Origin of the sequence: Telluria aromaticivorans, from assembly GCF_013003915.1 — a bacterium.
Classification (GTDB): Bacteria; Pseudomonadota; Gammaproteobacteria; order Burkholderiales; family Burkholderiaceae_D; genus Telluria; species Telluria aromaticivorans.
Genome location: NZ_JABAIV010000001.1, coordinates 1,080,864 through 1,100,003 on the forward strand (window position 1 = coordinate 1,080,864; position 19,140 = coordinate 1,100,003).

Genomic DNA, 19,140 nt, shown 5'->3' on the forward strand with positions numbered 1-19,140 from the left:
AATTTTTGTTATGGATTTGCAATGGCTTCTTGCGCTAGCGCAGGCTTCGCTTGAGGCCATCGCCGCAGCGCCGCCGTCGCGAGCACAGCCGGCGCGCCCACGATCGAAAGCCCCTACTTCCAATCCCCGCGCAGGGCCAGCACCTGCTCCTGCAAATGCTCCGGCGACGCCGCATGCGGCTCCACCGGCTTCCCCACCGCCAGCGACAGCTTCGAGCGGATCCCGCGCGCAAACGAGCGCTCGAAGATGTTCGATGAGTCGCGCGTGAACACGCTGCCCCACAGGCCGCGCAGCGCCATCGGGATCACCGGCACCTTGCTGCGCTCGACGATCCTGGCGATGCCGCCGCGGAACTCATTGATTTCGCCGGTGTTGGTCAGCTTCCCCTCCGGGAAAATGCACACCAGTTCCCCTTCATGCAGCGCCTGGGCGATGTCGATGAAGGCGCGCTCCATCAGGAAAGGATCTTCCTTGGCCGCGGCGATCGGGATCGCCTTGGCGGCGCGGAAAATCCAGCCGAGGAAAGGCGTCTTGAAAATGCGGTGGTCCATCACGAAGCGGATCGGGCGCGGGCTGGCGGCGCCGATCACCAGCGCATCGACATAGGACACGTGGTTGCAGACCAGTACCGCGGCGCCCTGCTCCGGGATGCGGTGGGCATCGACGGTGCGCACGCGGTAGCCGGTATGGATCAGCATCCAGGCCAGGAAGCGCATCAGGAATTCCGGCACCAGCGAGAAGATGTAGACGGCCACGCAGGCATTGAGCAGCGCGGTGACCAGGAACATTTCGGGAATCGTGAAGCCCTGCCCCAGCAGCAGGATCGCCACGCCGGCTGCCGCGACCATGAAGATCGCATTCAGGATATTCATGCCCGCAATGGTGCGCGAGACGTGTTTCGGGTCGCAGCGGGTCTGGATCAGGGCAAACAGCGGCACGATGAAGAAGCCGCCGAATACGCCGATCAGCACCAGGTCGGCCAGGATGCGCCACATGCCCGGCAAGGCAACCAATGCAAAAGCGTCGACGGTGGCGGTATTGCTGTAACCCATGCTGGCGAAATACAGGTCGATGCCGAATACCGACAGTCCGATCGACCCGAAGGGCACCAGCCCGATCTCGACCTTGTGGCCCGACAGCTTTTCGCACAACAGCGAGCCGGCGCCGATGCCGAGCGAGAACACGGTCAGCAGCAGCACGAACACGCTATGGTCGCCGTGCAGGTAATCCTTGGCATACACCGGGAATTGCGACAGCAGCAGTGCGCCGTAGAACCAGAACCAGGAATTGCCCAGCATCGACAGGAAGACGGTACGGTTCTGGCTCGAGAACTTCAGGTTGCGCACCGATTCCGCGAACGGGTTGCGGCTGATTTTCAGTTCCGGCGCCGGGGCCGGCGACGGCGGGATGCGCCAGCTGGCCAGCAGGCCCAGCACGGCGCAGAAGACCGTGCCCCCGGCAACCAGTTCGATGCCCCAGGGTTTGTAGGCGACGAGCAAGGCGCCGGCGACTTCGCCCAGCAAGATGCCGACAAAAGTCCCCATTTCGATGACGCCGTTGCCGCCCACCAGTTCCTCGGGTTTCAACTGCTGCGGCAGGTAGGCGTATTTCACCGGGCCGAACAGGGTCGAATGCAGGCCCATGCCCACCACTGCGGCGATCAGGAGCCACAGGGTGTGGGTCATCCAGCCAATGCCGGCGATGAGCATGATCACGATTTCGAGCAACTTGACGAACCTTGCCAGGCGCGCTTTGTCGAACTTGTCGGCAACCTGCCCGGCCGTCGCCGAGAACAGCACGAAAGGCAGGATGAACAGGCCGGGGATCAGGTTGTTCAGCAGCGAGGGGCTGACGGTCGTCCAGCTCAGTGCGTCATAGGTCAGCACCACCAACAGCGCGGTCTTGAACAAATTGTCGTTGAAGGCGCCGAGGAACTGGGTCCAGAAGAAGGGGCCGAAACGGCGCTGTGTCAGCAGGGAAAACTGGCTTGGTTGGCTCATGCGGTCTGGTCGTCAAGAAAGGAAATACGGAATTTACAGGAAGCTGGCAGATTACAGGAGAGCCACGGAGCAGTGTTGCCTTCCCTCATCAGTGGGTCATCGATACCGAATAGAAAGACGCGGATGGCGATACTCGGTAAATAAAAAGCATAGACCGCCGCGCGCGACAAGCGATGTCCGGCTTGAAACCGAGGTATTGTTATCTCGATTGAAACCCCTCAAACCAGCCTGCATACGCCTGAATTGTGCAGCGCAGCGCGGGTAGAATCCGCGGATGACTTCTTCCGACTTCCTTCTCCGGTATGCCAGCGTGACCACCGCGCTGTTCGAGCACATCGAACACGACATGCTGGCACTTGCCTCTGCCTTCATCGACGATGATGAGCCTTCTTCAATGCCTTTCCAGGGCGCCTTGTGGCCGTACGGCCCGCTGTCGATGAACATCCCGCTCACCTGAGCCAGCGGGCCCCATAGGCCAGGCTCGCAAAAAAAATGATTCAGATTAGCGGCACATGCCGCCAAATCCGAATCATGTTCGCCCATCGAACCGTGCGCGCCGGTCAGGCCAGGGTTTCCAGGCGGATGCGCGTCACCTTGCCGATCACGGCCGGCAGCGCTTCGATCTTGGCAATCGCCGCATCGATGTTCTTCTCGCGCGTCTGGTGGGTCAGCATGATGATGTCGAGGTTGACCTGGTTGCCCGGCTCCTTCTGCAGCACGGCGTCGATCGAGATGCCGCCATCAGCCAAAATACGGGTCAGGTCGGCCATCACGCCGAGCTGGTCTTTCACATACACGCGCAGGTAATAGCTGGTGGTGATCTCGGCCATCGGCATGATGGCGACGTCGGTCATTTCGTTTGGCTGGAAGGCCAGGTGCGGCACGCGGCAATACGGGTCCACGGTCGCCAGGCGGGTGACGTCGACCAGGTCCGCGATCACCGCCGAAGCGGTCGGCTCCGAGCCGGCGCCCTTGCCGTAGTAGAGCGAAGCGCCCACCGCATCGGCCTGCACCAGCACCGCGTTCATCGCGCCCTCCACGTTGGCGATCAGGCGCGCGGCCGGGATCAGGGTCGGGTGCACGCGCAGTTCGATGCCCTCGCCTGCTTCGGTACGGGTGCGGCGGGTGATGCCCAGCAGCTTGATGCGGTAGCCCAGTTGCTCGGCGTAGCGGATATCCACGGCCTGCAGCTGGCTGATGCCTTCGATATACGCCTTGTCGAACTGCACCGGAATGCCGAAGGCGATCGCCGACATGATGGTGAGTTTATGGGCGGCGTCCACGCCCTCGATGTCGAAAGTCGGGTCGGCTTCGGCATAGCCCAGCTCCTGTGCCTGCTTGAGCACGGTGGCGAAGTCCAGGCCCTTCTCGCGCATTTCCGACAGGATGAAGTTGGTGGTGCCGTTGATGATGCCGGCCACCGATTCGATGCGGTTCGCGGTCAGGCCTTCGCGCAGCGCCTTGATGATCGGCACGCCCCCGGCGACGGCCGCCTCGAAGGCCACCATCACGCCCTTGTCCTGGGCGGCAGCGAAGATCTCGTTGCCGTGCAGCGCCAGCAGCGCTTTATTCGCGGTGACCACGTGCTTGCCGTTGGCAATGGCTTTCAAAACCAGTTCACGTGGCAGCTCGACACCGCCGATCAGCTCGACGACGATGTCGATGTCCGGGCTGTCGACGATCGCAAAGGGATCGGACACGACTTCCACCCCGTTGCCGGTCAGCGCACGGGCACGCTCGGTATCGCGCGCCGCCACCATGGTGATTTCGATGCCGCGGCCGGCGCGGCGGCGGATGTCTTCCTGGTTGCGCTGCAGGACGTTGAAGGTGCCGGCACCGACGGTGCCGATGCCCAGGAGGCCAACTCGGATGGGTTTCATGATTGTGGTTCTTCTAAAGATGTCTAACGCGCATGGCGCCGTCGGTAGCCGTCGAGGAAGCGCGCAATGCGTCCGCAGGCATCCGTCAGGTCGTCGGAATTGGGCAGGAACACCAGCCGGAAGTGATCCGGGGCGATCCAGTTAAAGCCGGTGCCTTGCACCAGCAGCACTTTTTCCTCTGACAGCAGTTCGCAGATGAACTGCTGGTCGTCCGCGATCGGGTACATCTTCGGATCGAGGCGCGGGAACATGTACAGCGCCGCTTTTGGCTTGACGCAGGACACCCCCGGAATATCGGTAAGCAGTTTATGGGCGAGGTCGCGCTGCTTCAGCAGGCGCCCGCCTGGCCCGACCAGGTCGGCGATGCTCTGGTAGCCGCCGAGCGCGGTCTGGATCGCGTACTGGCCCGGCGCATTGGCGCACAGGCGCATCGAGGCCAGCATGTTCAGGCCCTCGATATAGTCTTTCGCGTGGCGTTTCTCGCCCGAGACCACCATCCAGCCGGCACGGTAGCCGCAGGAACGGTAGTTCTTCGACAGGCCGTTCAGGGTGAGGAACAGCACGTCGTCGGCCAGCGAGGCCATCGACACGTGCTCTTCGCCGTCGTACAGGGTCTTGTCGTAGATTTCGTCGGCGTAGATGATCAGCTGGTGCTGGCGCGCCAGCTCGATGATCTCGAGCAGGATTTCGCGCGGATACAGGGCGCCGGTCGGGTTGTTCGGGTTGATGACCACGATCGCGCGCGTGTTCGGCGTGATCTTGCGGCGCATGTCCTCGATGTCCGGCAGCCAGCCGGCGCCTTCGTCGCAGATGTAATGCTTCGGGGCACCGCCGGCCAGGCTGACGGCCGCGGTCCAGAGGGGGTAGTCGGGCGCCGGCACCAGCACTTCGTCGCCGGTATTGAGCAGGCCCTGCATCGCCATGACGATCAGTTCCGACGCGCCATTGCCAAGGTAGATGTCGTCGATGCCGACGCCCAGGATATTCTTGCCCTGGGTGTAGTGCATGACGGCCTTGCGCGGCGCGAACATGCCCTTCGAATCGGTATAGCCGGCCGCGCCGTGCATGTTGCGGATCATGTCGTGCACGATCTCGTCGGGCGGGTCGAAGCCGAACACGGCGAGGTTGCCGATGTTCAGCTTGATGATCTTCTGGCCGTCGTCTTCCATTGCCCGGGCCTGCTCCAGGGCCGGACCGCGGATTTCGTAACAGACGTCGTCCAGCTTGTTCGATTTCAGAATCGGTCGCAAAATATCCCCTGGCTCATCGTCTATTGTGCCCTGCTTTGTTGCAGTGCGAAAAATACCATTCTGCCGAAAGCGCAGGATTTAAGCAACCTCGCCTCTCCGGGTACAATGGACGCCGGTTGCGCACCCTCCGGTCCGCCCATTTCGCCACCGCATCTACCTATCCGCTCGCGACACGATGAAGCTCCATTCCGACAACACCCAGCAATACCAGACCGTCACCGGCTACGACGCCGGCGGGGTCGAAATCAACGCCCAGCGCTTCGACTTCAGCTTGATCGTCATGCCCGAAGTCCCGCCTCGCCCCTGGGAAGTGGCCCGCTTCGAAGACCTGGCCGCCACCCACTTCGAGCAGATTGGCGCGGACAACCCGGACGTCGTCGTGCTCGGCACCGGCGAGCGCCAGCGTTTCGTGCACCCGCGCCTGACCACCAGCCTGTCCGATAAACGCATCGGGGTCGAGTGCATGGACAGCCACGCGGCCTGCCGCACCTACAACATCCTGATGGGTGAAGGCCGCAAGGTCACGCTGGCCCTGATCATCGACGGCGCCCATCGCGCCTGAGGCTGCATGGCCGGGCCTTCCGCAGCACGGCGCCCGGCCTCGCCCACACCCACCACAAGAACATGAATTCATCGGCCTTTGCCTTCATCATCAGCGGCGTCATCCTGAACGCCCTGGCCCAGCTGCTGCTCAAGGCCGGCACCAATGCCCTCGGCGGCGCCATCCACCTGACCCGCGACAACTGGTTCATCACAGGCCTGAAGGTCGCCACCCAGTGGCCGATCGTGCTAGGCCTGCTGTGCTACGGCATTTCGCTGGTGGTCTGGATCCTCGGTTTGTCGCGTACCGACGTCACGGTGGCCTACCCGATGCTCTCGCTCGGCTACGTGATCGGGGCGCTCGGCGCCTGGATGTTCCTGGGCGAAGCGATCTCGCCGCAGCGCATGCTGGCCATCGGCGTGATCATGCTGGGCGTGGTGCTGCTGGCACGTAGTTGAAAAAACTGAAATAAATTCCAGTTCGCATCTTGAATATATGAAAACCCGCCTCATCTCGCGGGTTATCACCCTGGCATACAGCACTAGCTTCAAGACGCGGCGCCGATTATCATGGCGGTATCCGCTTCCTGCCGCGCTGCTCGTTGCGCTTTTGCCGGCGCCATTGCCGCGCCAGGGACCCGGCGGCTTGCCGCCATGACACCAGGAGACCCCCGTGGTTGAGAGCTTAACCGCTGCCCCCGTCGAGAATTTTTCCGCCTCCATGACCAGCGGCCTCACTTTCGAGCTCGCCGGCCGTCCGGCGAAGCACACCGTGCTGTACTTTTACCCAAAAGACAACACGCCGGGCTGCACCACCGAGAGCATCGCCTTCCGCGAAGCCTATCCGGAATTCCAGGCGCTGCAGGCCGAGATCTACGGCATCAGCCGCGACTCCATGCGCTCGCACGAAAGCTTCAAGGGCAAGCTCGGCCTGCCCTTCGAACTGATTTCCGACCCGGACGAAGCGGTCTGCCAGCAGTTCGGCGTCATGAAGATGAAAAATATGTATGGGAAACAGGTGCGGGGAGTTGAGCGCAGTACGTTTATCATTGACGCTCACGGCCGATTGGTGAAAGAATGGCGTGGCGTGAAAGTCAACGACCACGTGACCGAAGTGCTGGAATTTTTGAAGAGCCAGCCCTGAAAACGGATGGCTCCAGTTATTAACTTTGCTGGATACCTGCCTCCTATTTTGAGTCAACCGCAATTCATCCGAACTACTCGTCCGCATCGTTCCCATTCGGCTGCCTGCCGGACCGGCATCCTCCGGCTGCACCCTGTACCTCAGCAACACCCCCTAGAGCATCGATCCCGTTCAGCGGCGCGCCCTGTGCTGCGCCCGTACGGCTTTCCAGACTTTTTTTAGATTGAGAACCTGATGCCATTGCCAAAAATGCCTACCAAGCCAGCCACCATGCTGCTGGCAAAAGATTACCCAAAAGCTGAGCCGGGCAAGTCGTCCGTGCGCCCGGTGTCCGCCAAGGCCGACGCCGACCTCGAAGACCTGATCAGCGGCCAGGCCGTCGCGACCCCGAAAGCGGCCAAGGCACGCAAGGCCAAGGCTGCTGCAGACGCCGCCTCCGGCATGGCCCCTGCCGCCGCCAACGATACCGCAGCCGCGCGCTGGCCTGAACCGGCAACTGCGGCGGTTACCGATGCTCCGCTGGCCAAGGGCCCTTCCCGCAAGTCGAAGGACGGCGCCGCCGAGCCGATGCCAGCCTCGCGCCTGCGCGAAATCGATGCCGACCAGCCGCATCCGGCCAAGCACAAGCCGGTCGAAGTCACCGTCAAGTCGTCCACCAGCCGCAAGGCCGACCGCAGCGGCATGACCAAGGTCTTCGTGCTGGACACCAATGTCCTGATGCACGACCCAAGTTCGCTGTTCCGCTTCGAGGAACACGACGTCTACCTGCCGATGATGACGCTCGAGGAGCTCGACAACCACAAGAAGGGTATGTCGGAAGTCGCGCGCAACGCCCGCCAGGTGTCGCGTACGCTCGACGCCCTGATCGCCAACATCGACGACGACGCGATCGAAGCCGGCATTCCGCTGGCCAAGCTCGGCAACAAGGACGCCAAGGGCCGCCTGTTCTTCCAGACCAAGCTGGACGCCGCGCCGCTGCCGGAAGGCCTGCCATCGGGCAAAGCCGACAACCAGATCCTGGGTGTGGTCCGTGCGCTGGAAGACCAGATGGGTGGCCGCGCGATCGTGCTGGTGTCGAAAGACATCAACATGCGCATCAAGGCGCGTGCCCTGGGCCTGCCGGCCGAAGACTATTTCAACGACCATGTGCTGGAAGACACCGACCTGCTGTATTCGGGCATCGTCCAGCTCCCGGACGACTTCTGGAACAAGCACGGCAAGGACATGGAGTCGTGGCAGGAGAACAAGAACGGCAACTCGGCCACCTATTACCGCATGACCGGCCCGGTGATCCCGACCCTGCTCGTGAATCAGTTCGTCTTCATCGAACCGAAGAATGGCGAAGCGCCCTTCTATGGCCAGGTAAAACAGATCACCGGCAAGACCGCCGTGTTCCAGACCTTGCGCGACTATAGCCACAACAAGAACAATGTCTGGGGCATCACGGCGCGCAACCGCGAGCAGAACTTCGCACTGAACCTGCTCATGAACCCGGAATGCGATTTCGTCAGCCTGCTCGGCCAGGCCGGCACCGGCAAGACCCTGCTGGCACTGGCCGCCGGCCTCGCGCAAGTGCTCGAGACCAAGCAGTACAACGAGATCATCGTCACCCGCGTGACCGTGCCGGTGGGCGAAGACATCGGCTTCCTGCCGGGTACCGAGGAAGAGAAGATGTCGCCGTGGATGGGCGCCTTCGACGACAACCTGGAAGTGCTGATGAAGGGCGACGGCGACGCCGGCGACTGGGGCCGCGCGGCAACGCAAGACCTGATCCGCTCGCGCATCAAGATCAAGTCGCTGAACTTCATGCGTGGCCGTACCTTCGTGAACAAGTTCCTCATCATCGACGAGGCGCAGAACCTGACGCCGAAGCAGATGAAGACCCTGGTCACGCGCGCCGGTCCCGGCACCAAGATCCTGTGCCTGGGTAACATCGCCCAGATCGACACGCCTTACCTGACCGAAGGCTCGAGCGGCCTGACCTATGTGGTCGACCGTTTTAAAGGCTGGAGCCATGGCGGCCACGTCACCCTGGCGCGCGGCGAACGCTCGCGCCTGGCGGACCACGCCAGCGAAGTGCTGTAAGCGTGCTACTGCCTTACTTGCCTGCTTTAACTTTAAGTTAGCAGGTGGATTGTCGAAACGCTCGCCGCAAGGCGGGCGTTTTTCATTTCTCCTTCCTATTCACTACGCATGCCCGAACTCTCGACGCTGTTCCTTCTGAAACTCCTGCTGGTCCCGACCCTGATTGCCCTGGTCACCCTGGCCGGACGGCGCTGGGGGCCCGCGGTGGCCGGCTGGCTGTCGGCCTTCCCCATCGTCTCCGGCCCGATCCTGCTAGCCATCGCGCTCGAGCAAGGCGCCGACTTCGCCTCGGTGGCCGCCGCCAATACCCTGCTGGCCGTGCTGGCCATCCTCGTCTTCAGCATCGCCTATGCCCGGGTTGCCCGGATGGGCATGCCGCGCGCGATGGCGGCAGCCCTGCTCGCCTATGCCGTCGCCGTGGTGATCCTGAAATCGATCTCGCTGCCCTTATGGACCGGGTTCGCCGCCGTGCTGGCGGCATTGTTCGCCGCGCCCTTCCTGTTCGGCACGGCGCCGCAGGGAGCCGCGAGCGCCGGCAAGCCGGCCAATGACCTGCCCTGGCGCATGCTGGCCGGCGCCGGCTTGTGCCTGAGCGTGACCTATGCAGCGGCCCAGCTCGGGCCGCGCCTGAGCGGGCTGTTTGCGATGTTCCCTGTAATGAGCACGGTGCTGGTCGGGTTTTCGCACCGGGCCAGCGGGCCGGGCTTTGCGGTGGTGCTGCTGCGCGGCATGGTCAATGGCTATTACGCGTTTGCGGTGTTTTGCCTCGTGCTGTCGGTGCTGTTGCGATCGCAGTCGATTGCTTTTGCGTTTGCCTGCGCGACTGGTGCGGCGCTGGTGGTGCAACTGGGCGTGAAATGGATGCTGGGAACAAGCAATAAAGTCGGACACCAAACGACAAACTTGGACAAAGCCAATAAAATTTGACACAAGAGCAACATGAAGGCTGTCTCTTCCCGGCTACACCTTGGCTTAACCCGGCAACAGCATAAACCGCTGCCTCATCCACGGATCAGCCTTAAGCTGCCATGCTCGCTCCCAATAGATTATTTCCTATAACATACAAACGATTCTCTCGAGCAACAATCCGCGCTCTTCCCATCCGAGCGCCCTGTTGCGTGTAGGGCCTCAAGAGAAGAGCTTGGTTACAGCGCAAAATCCGTTGTTGATCAAGCCCGCACGTGCCAGATGAGTATCCCTTTGACTGTTACCGACTCTGACGTAGCCGTTGCCCACGCAACAGGTTTTTCAGAATGAGTGATTGCGCTGCCTCACTGGCAGCGCAATTACGCGTGGCGCTGGAAAAAGTTGAACTCGATGCTGTCACCGATACGCTGACAGGGCAGGGAAACCGGAGGGCGCTTGACGACATCCTCAGGCAACAGGCAGCGCTATACATTTCAGATGGAAAATCCTTTTCCATCTTGATGCTCGACATCGATTTTTTTAAAAGTATCAACGATGAATTCGGCCACATGGTCGGCGACGATACGCTGCGTGCCTTTTCCCAGCGGGTGCGCGAGTACTGCGCCCGGGAGATGTTTGCGCGCGTTTTGGAGGTGAGGAGTTCGTGGTGGTCCTGCCAAGGAGCACGCTGGAAGCAGCCGTGCAAGTGGCAGAGCGTTTGCGCCAGGGCGTTGCACAATCCCCCCTTCTGGCAGCACCAATGGTGCAGGTGACGGTGTCCATCGGCGTCGCCACACTGCTACCCAGACAGTCGGTAGCCGATTTGCTCGCCGTTGCGGACGCTGCAGTGTACGTCGCCAAGAACGCAGGGCGCGACCAGGTGCATCCTCGATCCGCAGAGACCCTGCATTCCAGCCAGTAGGATGCTCATGATGGACTCGCCGAGGACTTCATTCAGCTAGCCTCTCCTGTCGGTTTACCCGCCGCTCCGGTATCATTCGGGGATGAATCAGATTTCTTTCCAACCGTTTGTCATTGGCGTCGCCGGCGGCAGCGGCAGCGGCAAGTCAACCGTGTCCCAGCAAGTCATGGCCTCGTTCGGCGCCGATGTGGTGTCGGTCGTGATGCAGGACGATTACTACTGCGACCAATCCGACCTCACCCCTGACGTCCGCCGCAAGCAGAACTACGACCATCCGAACGCTTTCGACTGGCCACTGCTGGTCCAGCACGTCCAGGCCCTGCGCAATGGCGAAGCGATCGAGATGCCGGAGTACGATTTCACGATCGACAACCGCTCCAACAAGACCATTCCGGTCAAACCTGCCCCGGTCATCATGATCGAAGGCCTGTTTGCCTTGTATGACGCCGACTTGCGCGACATGATGTCGCTGAAGATCTTTGTCGACACTGCCTCCGACGTCCGCTTCATCCGCCGCATGCAAAGGGATATCAACGAACGCGGCCGCTCGGTCGAGAGCATCGTCGGCCAGTACCTGGAAACGGTACGCCCGATGCACAAGCAATTCATCGAGCCGACCAAGCGCCACGCCGATGTCATCTTGCCCCACGGCGCCAATGGCCCGGCGGTCGATGTGATTACCACCAAGGTAGCGAGCGTGATCGGCCAGTTGAAGCGGCCCTGATCCCATCGCCGCAAGTTCTCCCCGCTCCTGCCGCCGTTGCGCCCCGAGGCCCACGCCTCGGGCATGCTGACGCCGGTTCGTTATGACCTCCTCCGCGAGCGGACTTTGCGCGCTACAGCGTGCCCCCATGCAGAACGCGGCTTAGAATAGCCGCTCCAACCCTTCCATGGAGAGTCACCGATGCCGCACATGCTCCTGATCCACGAACCCGCCGGCCAGCGCGCCACCCGCACCGAGGCCGAGGGCCGCGCCGTGTACGAACGCATGCTGCGCTGGGGCGAAGACCTGCGCAGCCGCGGCCTGCTGCTGGCGGCCGAATCGCTAGCCTCGCAGGATGGGGCGGCGCGGGTCACGGCGCCGGGCGGCAAGGCGCGCATCGTGGATGGGCCATTTGCGGAAGCCAAGGAGATGGTGGGCGGGTTCTTTTTGGTCGATGTCGATTCGCGCGAGGAAGCGATCGCGTTGGCGCAGCAGTGTCCGGCCGCGGAGTGGGCAACGGTGGAGGTCAGGGGGCTCGCGCCCTGCTTCGAGGGTTAACCCGGGCGGCGCGCAAAAAAACTGGCGCCCCGTGTCGATTCCCCGCCCCTCCATTCGTCGTACCGGTTGGAAGCCCCTTCAGGCGCTCCCACCCACGACTAGGAGACCCTCATGCGTTTCATGATCATCGTCAAGGCCACGCCCGACACGGAAGCCGGGGTCATGCCCGGCGAGCCGCTGTTCGCGGCCATGGCCGACTACCACCAGGAGCTGGCCCGGGCCGGTGTCCTGCTCGACGCCAACGGCCTGCGGCCCAGCCGCGACGGATGGCGGATCCGCCACCACGAAGGCCGGCGCAGCCTCGTCGACGGCCCTTTCGCCGAGACCAAGGAGCTGATCGCCGGCTATACCCTGATCCAGGTGCGCAGCCGCGAAGAAGCCATGGAATGGTCGCGCCGCTTCCCTGCCCCGCACGGCGAGCTGCTTGATGGGGAGATCGAAGTGCGCCAGCTCTACGAAGCCGACGACCTGCCCGCATCCCCCGCCCGCGAACCCTTCCGCGCCCTGTAATCCCCTACTCGAAAGGACACCCCCATGAACAGGCAGATCTATGTGAACCTCCCGGTCAAGGACCTCGAACGCAGCAAGGCCTTCTTCGGTGCGCTCGGCTTCGGCTTCAACCCGCAGTTCAGCGACCAGAACGCGGCCTGCATGATCGTCTCCCCCGACATCTACGTCATGCTGCTGGTCGAGCCCTTCTTCCAGACCTTCACCAACAAGTCCATCTCCGACGCACGCACGTCCACCGAAGTGCTGCTCTGCCTCTCTTGCGACAGCCGCGCCGAGGTCGACGGGCTGGCCGCGAAAGCGAAGGCCGCCGGCGCCGCCTGGCCGAACGAACCAAAGGACTACGGCTTCATGTACCAGCACGGCTTCGAAGACCTGGACGGCCACCTGTGGGAGCTGGCGTACATGGAAAGCATGCCGGAGTCGCAGCACGACACCGCGCCGGAAAACGCAGCAGCCCAGATCTGATGGATGCCCAGGTCGAACGCAGCATCGCCGCGGTCTGGCGCATCGAGTCCGCGAAGATCGTGGGCAGCGTCGCGCGCATCGTGCGCGACGTCGGCTTGGCCGAGGAGCTGGCCCAGGATGCCCTGGTCGCGGCCCTCGAGCACTGGCCGCTCGAGGGCATCCCGGACAAGCCGGGGGCCTGGCTCATGACCACGGCCAGGCACGCCGCGCTCGACCGGCTGCGGCGCGACCGCCTGCTGCGCCAGAAGCTCGAGCAGATCGGGCTCGACCTCGAAGCCCAGGAGGCGCTGGTGGTGCCCGATTTTGTCGACAGCCTCGATGCCGCGCGCAACGACGTCTTCCAGGACGATGTGCTGCGCCTGATGTTCAGCGCCTGCCACCCGGTGCTCTCGCTCGACGCCCGCCTGGCGCTCACACTCAAGCTGCTGGGCGGCCTGTCCACGGCGGAGATCGCGCGCGCATTCCTGGTTCCCGAAGCGACCATGGCCCAGCGCATCGTGCGCGCCAAGCGCCTGCTGGCTGAAGCGCGCGTCCCGTTCGAGCTGCCGCCACCGGCCGAACTTGGCGAGCGTCTCGGCGCGGTGCTCGAAGCGGTTTACCTGATCTTCAACGAAGGCTATGCCGCCACCGCGGGCGAAGACTGGATGCGCCCCGCGCTGGTGGACGAAGCCCTGCGCCTGGGACGCATGCTGGCCGAACTGGCGGCGCAGGAGCCGGAAGCCCTCGGCCTTGTCGCGCTGATGGAATTGCAGGCCTCGCGCATGCAGGCTAGGCTCGACGGCGAAGGCCGTCCGGTGCTGCTGCTGGAGCAGGACCGTTCGCGCTGGGATGGCGTATTGGTACGGCGCGGCCTGGCGGCGCTGGCGCGCGCCGCGCAACTGGGCCAGCCGCGCGGCCCCTACCTGCTGCAGGCGGAGATCGCGGCCTGCCACGCGCGTGCCCATGTGGCGCAGGAAACCGACTGGCAGGCCATTGCAGCGCTCTACGGCGAACTGGCCCAGGTCCAACCCTCACCGGTGATCGAACTCAATCGCGCGGTGGCGGTGGGCATGGCCAAGGGGCCGGAAGCCGGGCTGGCGCTGGCCGACCTGCTGGCGGCGGGCGGCAAACTCGATGGCTACCACTGGCTGCCGAGCGTGCGCGCCGACCTGCTGGCCAAGCTGGGGCGCTTCGATGAAGCGCGCCTCGAATTCGAGCGCGCCGCCGGCATGACCGCCAATGCTCGGGAACGCGAACTGCTGCTGGCGCGGGCGCGGGCGCAGCGCTCGTAAAAAAACCCCGCAGGCCAGGGGCGTGCGGGGCTGGGAAATCGGGCGGGCGCGGATCAGCGCACTTCGCAATCGACCTGGTTCGGATCCGGGCGCGCAGGGCCGCTGCCATTCGCTCCCGTCAGCGAGGTATTGAAGGCCGGGGGCGGCGTGAACTGCAGGCCCGGGTTGTTCGGCACGATCACCGGCGGCTGGGTCATGTTCGGCACGAAGCCGAACTGGCCGGCTGCGAAGTTCAGCGCACCGCCGCTGTTGGTCACCACGATCATGCCGTCGCTGACCTGCACGTGCAGGCCCGGCGGCAAGCCGCTTGCGGACGGCAGTTTGCCCTGCGGGGCGGCAGGAATGCCGAGCGGGCCGTCCGGGCCGCGCGCGACCTTGCCGCCCGCCTGCTGGTTCAGCCCCGTCACATTGTTCGCCAGGTTCAAGCCGCTGGCCCCTGCCGGCGGCGGCGGCACGTACTGCGCGACGAAGGTGGTGCCGCGGATACCGATGGTGGCGCTCGGGGTCTTCAGCGAGAACTTCTCCTTGTTGCGCTTGCCCATCAGGCCCGTGATCGAGCGCAGGCCACCCTTGACCAGGCTGAAGTTCGCGCTGTCGGCTTCCGGCTTGCCTTCGTCATAGGCGAAGTTCTCGACCTTGAACGTGGTGCCGGGACGCAGCGTGATCTCGCTGTTGTCGATGAACCTGATCTGGGCGTAGGTGTTCTTTTCGGACACCAGGGTGTCGCCGCTTTCGATCTCCGAACGCAGCGCCAGCACCTTGACGCTGCCATCTGGCTTCTTCGCCATCAGCGGACCGCTCAGGCGCGTCACCGCCCCGGCCACCTGCGCCGCCCAGGCCGCGCCGCCAAAGCCCAGCAGCGCCGCGAACAGCAGGCCTTTAATTGCAGTACATTTTTGCAGCTGGTTTTTCATTCTTCACTCCAGGGTTGGTACCCGATGCAGGACCGGCCTGCTGTTCCGTCTTGTCCGACGACGCATCGTCGCCCTTGGCGCCATCGCCGCTGCTTGCCGGCGTGGTGGCCGCCGTCGTGCCCGGCGTGGCCGGCGTACGCGTATTGATCAGGTTGACCGTGGCCTGCTGGGCCTGGGCCACCGGCGCCTGCGGCTCGCCCCCTGTAGACGGGGCAACCACCTGGCAGGCCGGGGACGTTGGATTCGCCACGCAGGACGACACGCTAGGCAGCACCACCGCGCAGCCCTGCAGCGTCGGCGAGGCCACGCACTGGGCCAGGGTCGGCAGGATCACCGAGCAGCCCTGCAGCGACGGGCTACCGACGCATTGGGACAGCGTCGGCAGCGTCGCCGCGCAACCGGCCAGCGACGGGTTGCCGATGCATTGCGACAGCGTCGGCAATACCACCGAACAGCCCTGCAGCGACGAATTGCCGACGCATTGCGCCAGCGAAGGCAAGGTCACCGCGCAGCCAGGCAGCGAAGGGTTGCCGGTGCACTGCGCCAGCGTCGGCAGCACCACCGAGCAGCCCGGGGTCGTGCGGTTGACGATGCACTGCGACACGGTCGGCAGCACGCCGCTGCACGCCGCATCGCCAGGGTTGACCAGGCAGGCATTGAGGGTCAGCTGCAGCACCTGGGCGCAACCTGGCAGGCCTGGGGTGGCCTTGCACACCGCCAGCGACGGCAGCACGGCGAGGCAGCCGCTGGCCGACGGGTTGGCCAGGCAGGCCTCGAACTGGGCGCGTGCCAGGACTGGGGCGCAGCCCGGTTTCCCCGGGGTGGCCACGCACACTTCATACGTCGGCAACACCGCGGCGCAGCCCGGGCCCGATGGCTCGGCGATACAGGCCATCAGCGCCGCGCGTTCCAGCACGGTGGCGCAGCCATTGGTCGACGGGTTGACGCGGCAGGCGGCAGGCGTCGGCAGCACCTGGCCGCAGTTCGGGCCGTCCGGATTGACGATGCAGGCCTGGGTGGCCGCGGCCAGCACCGGTGCGCAGCCGCTTGCCGCCGGGTTGGCGATACAGGCTGCCAGCGTCGGCGCCGGCGCCGGCACTGGCGTGCCCGGTTCCGCGGGCGCGTTAGGGGACGTCACCGTCAGCTTGTCCGGGCTGGACACGACGATGCTGCCCGGTGCGATGGCGGTGGTGGCGGCCGCGACCTGGACGCTGCCGGTGGCGGAGGCCACCTGCGCACCCGGCCCCACCGTCAAGGCGCCGCTGCTGCCGGCGTCGAGGCGGATGTTGCCGCTGTCGGAGCGCACCTTGCCCTGGATCGTGAGCGGCCCCTGGGTCAGCAGGCTGATGCTGCCGCTGCCGGCTTTCACGCCCTGCCCTTCGACGCCGCTGTCGGCCACGGTCAGGCCGGCGGGGCTGTCGACCGTGATGCTGCCGGTGTTGTTGGGCCCTGCCTGCACCAGGTCGCGCACGGTCACGGCGCGGCTGCTGAGGATATTAATCGGGGTATTCCCGGTGGCGGTATTGGTGGCATTGAGCACCTGGGCATTGATGCGCAGTGGCGCGCTGCCGGTGCCGATGCCGCCACCGGATGCCAGCGACAGGTGGTTGGCGCTCAGGGTGCCGCTGCCGGAGATCGAATCGGCTTCGATGAACATCGCCAGGCCTTGAAGGTTGGCGTTTGCACTGAAGGCGCCGCCGGCCAGGTCCAGTTCGGATCCCGCCGCGATGCCCGACATGCCGGCTACGGTCCCGACCTGCAGGGCCCCGGTCCAGTTGAAGCGGAAGTTGCCGGTCGAGGCCGCACCCGCAAGCGTACCGACCTGGTTGGCGTATTTCATGTCCACGTTGGCGGCGTCCACCAGCAGGCTGGCGGCCTTCACGGTCGAACCATTGTGCTGGATGACGTTGGAGGTCGAGCGCAGTGTCACCAGGCCGCTGGACTCGAGCACGCCTCCCAGCTTCAGGCCCTCGTCGCCGGCCGCGATCGCGATTGCGCCGGAGCTCAGCTTGCCGTCGACGACGATGCGTCCGCCCGAGAGTTCTACCTTGCCCGGCGCGGTGATCGAGGCATTCGGGCCGCGCACGTTGATCGCGCCGCCGCCGAGGTTCGGGTGCAGGGTGCCGCCGAATTGGCTGGTGCCGCCGGTCAGGACCACCGGCGCGCTGACGTTGACGATGCCGGCCGAATCGATCTGCAGGTGGCCCGGCATGGTCAGCGCACTGTCGATGTCGACCGCGCCCACGTGCCCGCTGTTGCCGAGGTTGATGCCAAAGGCGCTGAAGGCGCCCAGGCGGGCCGGGTCCAGCGTCAGGCTGCTGCCGCTCTCGGCGCCCGCAATCTTGATGCCGGTGGTGTTGATGAAAGTATTGAACGAGATGATCGGCAGCGTACCGCCGACACCGCCGATATTCCCGAGCAGCGTCATGCGCTCGGCCTTCAGGTCGATGAAGCGCGGGCTGGCGAGCGCGCCGCCTGCACCCAGGGTGAAGCGGTTGCCGGCGCGGAAATCGAGGTCGCCCTCGCTCGAGCTGACCAGGGCATTCACGGCAAGGTTGTTGCCCGCTTCGGCGCGCACGCTCTTGAGCGCTGCGAGGTTGTCGCTGATGGTGAGGTCGTTCTGCGCCTGCAGGACGATGTTGGCATTGGTCGCCAGCAGCGTCGCCGGCGACACCACGGTGTCGCCGCTGCCGGGCGGCTTGCCGAAGACGTCGACCGCCGCGGCCGGGGCGGTACCGTCGGCGCGCACGATGATATTCCACGGGTCGAGCAGCCAGGTGCCGGTGCGGCCCTGCGCTGCGCCGGCGTCCACGCGGATGCCGGCGGTGTCCAGGTCGTGGCCCGAGGTTTCGACCAGGCCGCCATTTCCTTTACCGGCGCCGCGCGCCGAGATGCTGCCATGGGCGCTGGTGGCGCCGTCCGACCACAGCACGATCTTGCCGCCGTCGCCGGAACCCAGCGCATCGGCGCGGATGCCGGCATCCTTGCCGAACCAGGTTTGCTGCGCATTCGGAACCAGAGCGTTCTTGCCTTGATAATCGCCGCCGACCAGCACGGTGCCGCCACCGAGCTGGCCGCTGGCGTCCACCATGGCGTTGCCGGCCAGGCCGACGCGCGCGCCCAGCAGCTGGACTTCGCCGCCCTTGCCCGCGCCAGTGGCGCTGGTGACGCTGCCTGCATCCAGTACCGTGTCGCGGCTGGCTTTCAGGACGATCCTGCCGTCCTGGCCGATCACCGCGCTGTTGGCGTTGACCACGCCGCGCTGGCTGACCAGGGCGCCGTAGATGCCGATGCGGCCGCCCTGCGCCACGACCTGCCCGAGGTTGATCGCGCCGTCGTTCGGCGCCGACACCACCACCTGCAGGTCGGGATTGCTGGAGTCAACTAGTTGCACGCTGCGGCCCGCCGCCAGCACCACTTCGCCATTCGGCGCGGTGATGATGCCGGTGTTCTCGACGTTCGGCGCCACCAGGAAGACCTTGCCGCCACTCGGCGTCGTGATCGCGCCTTCGTTGCGCACCGTGCCGGCCTTCGGTCCTGCCGTAAAATTCATTTTCCCGGCCAGGAAGTCGGCATCGCTCAGGTTCAGCGTGGACGCCACCAGGCCGCCCACGTCGACGCGCGCGCCTTGAGCGAACACCACGCCGTTCGGGTTGATCAGGAAGACCTTGCCGTTCGACTGCAGTGCGCCGAGGATGCGGCTCGGGTCCTGGCCCAGGATGCGGTTCAGCACCGCGCTGTCGCCGCTTTGCTGGATGAAGCGCGTGACCTCGCCCGCATTCACCGAGAAGCTTTGCCAGTTGATGATGGTGCCTGGCGTATTCGTGATCGAATACACCTTGCCCTGCTGGGAGAAGCTGGCCTGCCCCGCGACCACCTGCGGCAGTGCCGGCGCGGCCTGCGCTGCCTGGGTGGCGGCGAAGCAGCTGGCAACGCATAGCGCCGCCCGACTCAGCCTGATCAAACCATGTCTCATCTTGCTCATTTCTTCT

16 protein-coding genes and 1 pseudogene are annotated in these 19,140 nt (G+C 64.7%); 12 read left to right on the forward strand and 5 right to left on the reverse strand.

From position 1 onward, the window contains the following. Positions 1 to 113 precede the first annotated feature (113 nt). Positions 114 to 2,000: an MFS transporter gene (locus HGB41_RS05020; protein WP_171081639.1), complete on the reverse strand. Its 1,887-nt coding sequence runs from the start codon at positions 1,998 to 2,000 to the stop codon at positions 114 to 116. A 274-nt stretch (positions 2,001 to 2,274) separates the two neighbouring features. Here HGB41_RS05020 and HGB41_RS05025 point away from each other — a divergent pair, with 274 nt between their 5' ends. Continuing rightward, positions 2,275 to 2,457: a hypothetical protein gene (locus HGB41_RS05025; RefSeq protein WP_171079747.1), complete on the forward strand. Its 183-nt coding sequence runs from the start codon at positions 2,275 to 2,277 to the stop codon at positions 2,455 to 2,457. Positions 2,458 to 2,560: 103 nt separating this feature from the next. Here HGB41_RS05025 and HGB41_RS05030 read toward each other — a convergent pair whose 3' ends face one another. Both HGB41_RS05030 and HGB41_RS05035 read right to left on the reverse strand, forming a co-directional pair. Further along, positions 2,561 to 3,880, reverse strand: a complete 1,320-nt coding sequence (locus HGB41_RS05030) for a homoserine dehydrogenase (protein WP_171081641.1) — start codon at positions 3,878 to 3,880, stop codon at positions 2,561 to 2,563. Between the two features lie 23 nt (positions 3,881 to 3,903). Continuing rightward, positions 3,904 to 5,130: a pyridoxal phosphate-dependent aminotransferase gene (locus HGB41_RS05035; RefSeq protein WP_171081644.1), complete on the reverse strand. Its 1,227-nt coding sequence runs from the start codon at positions 5,128 to 5,130 to the stop codon at positions 3,904 to 3,906. 175 nt (positions 5,131 to 5,305) lie between these two features. Between HGB41_RS05035 and HGB41_RS05040 the strand changes: the two genes are divergently transcribed. From HGB41_RS05040 to HGB41_RS05090, 11 genes and pseudogenes are all read left to right on the forward strand, one after another. Next, a complete protein-coding gene (locus HGB41_RS05040; RefSeq protein ID WP_171081647.1) occupies positions 5,306 to 5,692 on the forward strand; it encodes an Mth938-like domain-containing protein in 387 nt (128 codons plus the stop codon). A 62-nt stretch (positions 5,693 to 5,754) separates the two neighbouring features. Beyond that, positions 5,755 to 6,129 (forward strand): SMR family transporter, encoded by a 375-nt coding sequence (locus HGB41_RS05045; RefSeq protein ID WP_171081649.1) that lies wholly within the window; start codon positions 5,755 to 5,757, stop codon positions 6,127 to 6,129. A 214-nt stretch (positions 6,130 to 6,343) separates the two neighbouring features. Continuing rightward, a complete protein-coding gene (locus HGB41_RS05050; protein WP_171081651.1) occupies positions 6,344 to 6,814 on the forward strand; it encodes a peroxiredoxin in 471 nt (156 codons plus the stop codon). A 234-nt stretch (positions 6,815 to 7,048) separates the two neighbouring features. Continuing rightward, positions 7,049 to 8,899 carry a PhoH family protein gene (locus HGB41_RS05055; RefSeq protein ID WP_171081654.1) on the forward strand — a complete coding sequence of 617 codons (1,851 nt, stop codon included), beginning with the start codon at positions 7,049 to 7,051 and terminating at the stop codon, positions 8,897 to 8,899. Positions 8,900 to 9,007: 108 nt separating this feature from the next. After that, entirely contained in the window at positions 9,008 to 9,826 is an 819-nt protein-coding gene (locus tag HGB41_RS05060) for a hypothetical protein (RefSeq protein WP_171081656.1), read from the forward strand. A 326-nt stretch (positions 9,827 to 10,152) separates the two neighbouring features. Continuing rightward, a pseudogene (locus tag HGB41_RS05065) lies at positions 10,153 to 10,727 on the forward strand (GGDEF domain-containing protein). 82 nt (positions 10,728 to 10,809) lie between these two features. Next, positions 10,810 to 11,451, forward strand: a complete 642-nt coding sequence (gene udk, locus HGB41_RS05070; protein ID WP_171081660.1) for a uridine kinase — start codon at positions 10,810 to 10,812, stop codon at positions 11,449 to 11,451. 180 nt (positions 11,452 to 11,631) lie between these two features. Next, positions 11,632 to 11,988: a YciI family protein gene (locus tag HGB41_RS05075; RefSeq protein ID WP_171081662.1), complete on the forward strand. Its 357-nt coding sequence runs from the start codon at positions 11,632 to 11,634 to the stop codon at positions 11,986 to 11,988. A 111-nt stretch (positions 11,989 to 12,099) separates the two neighbouring features. Beyond that, positions 12,100 to 12,498 carry a YciI family protein gene (locus HGB41_RS05080; RefSeq protein WP_171081664.1) on the forward strand — a complete coding sequence of 133 codons (399 nt, stop codon included), beginning with the start codon at positions 12,100 to 12,102 and terminating at the stop codon, positions 12,496 to 12,498. A 24-nt stretch (positions 12,499 to 12,522) separates the two neighbouring features. After that, complete coding sequence (locus HGB41_RS05085) at positions 12,523 to 12,963, forward strand: VOC family protein (protein ID WP_171081667.1); 441 nt, start codon at positions 12,523 to 12,525, stop codon at positions 12,961 to 12,963. Then, positions 12,963 to 14,234 (forward strand): RNA polymerase sigma factor, encoded by a 1,272-nt coding sequence (locus HGB41_RS05090; RefSeq protein ID WP_171081671.1) that lies wholly within the window; start codon positions 12,963 to 12,965, stop codon positions 14,232 to 14,234. The genes HGB41_RS05085 and HGB41_RS05090 overlap by 1 nt, the downstream gene beginning before the upstream one ends. A 53-nt stretch (positions 14,235 to 14,287) precedes the next feature. Here HGB41_RS05090 and HGB41_RS05095 read toward each other — a convergent pair whose 3' ends face one another. Then, positions 14,288 to 15,148: a FecR family protein gene (locus tag HGB41_RS05095; protein ID WP_171081673.1), complete on the reverse strand. Its 861-nt coding sequence runs from the start codon at positions 15,146 to 15,148 to the stop codon at positions 14,288 to 14,290. Beyond that, on the reverse strand, positions 15,114 to 19,133 hold the full coding sequence (locus HGB41_RS05100) for a two-partner secretion domain-containing protein (protein WP_171081675.1): 4,020 nt from the start codon (positions 19,131 to 19,133) through the stop codon (positions 15,114 to 15,116). Before HGB41_RS05100 ends, HGB41_RS05095 begins: the two co-directional genes overlap by 35 nt. Positions 19,134 to 19,140: the final 7 nt, after the last annotated feature.

Coding starts and splice junctions, on each gene's coding strand:
- HGB41_RS05030 (WP_171081641.1), bottom strand. CDS start 3,880: ATGAAACCCATCCGAGTTGGCCTCCTGGGCATCGGCACCGTCGGTGCC.
- HGB41_RS05090 (WP_171081671.1), top strand. CDS start 12,963: ATGGATGCCCAGGTCGAACGCAGCATCGCCGCGGTCTGGCGCATCGAG.
- HGB41_RS05045 (WP_171081649.1), top strand. CDS start 5,755: ATGAATTCATCGGCCTTTGCCTTCATCATCAGCGGCGTCATCCTGAAC.
- HGB41_RS05100 (WP_171081675.1), bottom strand. CDS start 19,133: ATGAGCAAGATGAGACATGGTTTGATCAGGCTGAGTCGGGCGGCGCTA.
- HGB41_RS05095 (WP_171081673.1), bottom strand. CDS start 15,148: ATGAAAAACCAGCTGCAAAAATGTACTGCAATTAAAGGCCTGCTGTTC.
- HGB41_RS05060 (WP_171081656.1), top strand. CDS start 9,008: ATGCCCGAACTCTCGACGCTGTTCCTTCTGAAACTCCTGCTGGTCCCG.
- HGB41_RS05085 (WP_171081667.1), top strand. CDS start 12,523: ATGAACAGGCAGATCTATGTGAACCTCCCGGTCAAGGACCTCGAACGC.
- HGB41_RS05040 (WP_171081647.1), top strand. CDS start 5,306: ATGAAGCTCCATTCCGACAACACCCAGCAATACCAGACCGTCACCGGC.
- HGB41_RS05020 (WP_171081639.1), bottom strand. CDS start 2,000: ATGAGCCAACCAAGCCAGTTTTCCCTGCTGACACAGCGCCGTTTCGGC.
- HGB41_RS05055 (WP_171081654.1), top strand. CDS start 7,049: ATGCCATTGCCAAAAATGCCTACCAAGCCAGCCACCATGCTGCTGGCA.
- HGB41_RS05075 (WP_171081662.1), top strand. CDS start 11,632: ATGCCGCACATGCTCCTGATCCACGAACCCGCCGGCCAGCGCGCCACC.
- HGB41_RS05025 (WP_171079747.1), top strand. CDS start 2,275: ATGACTTCTTCCGACTTCCTTCTCCGGTATGCCAGCGTGACCACCGCG.
- udk (WP_171081660.1), top strand. CDS start 10,810: ATGAATCAGATTTCTTTCCAACCGTTTGTCATTGGCGTCGCCGGCGGC.
- HGB41_RS05080 (WP_171081664.1), top strand. CDS start 12,100: ATGCGTTTCATGATCATCGTCAAGGCCACGCCCGACACGGAAGCCGGG.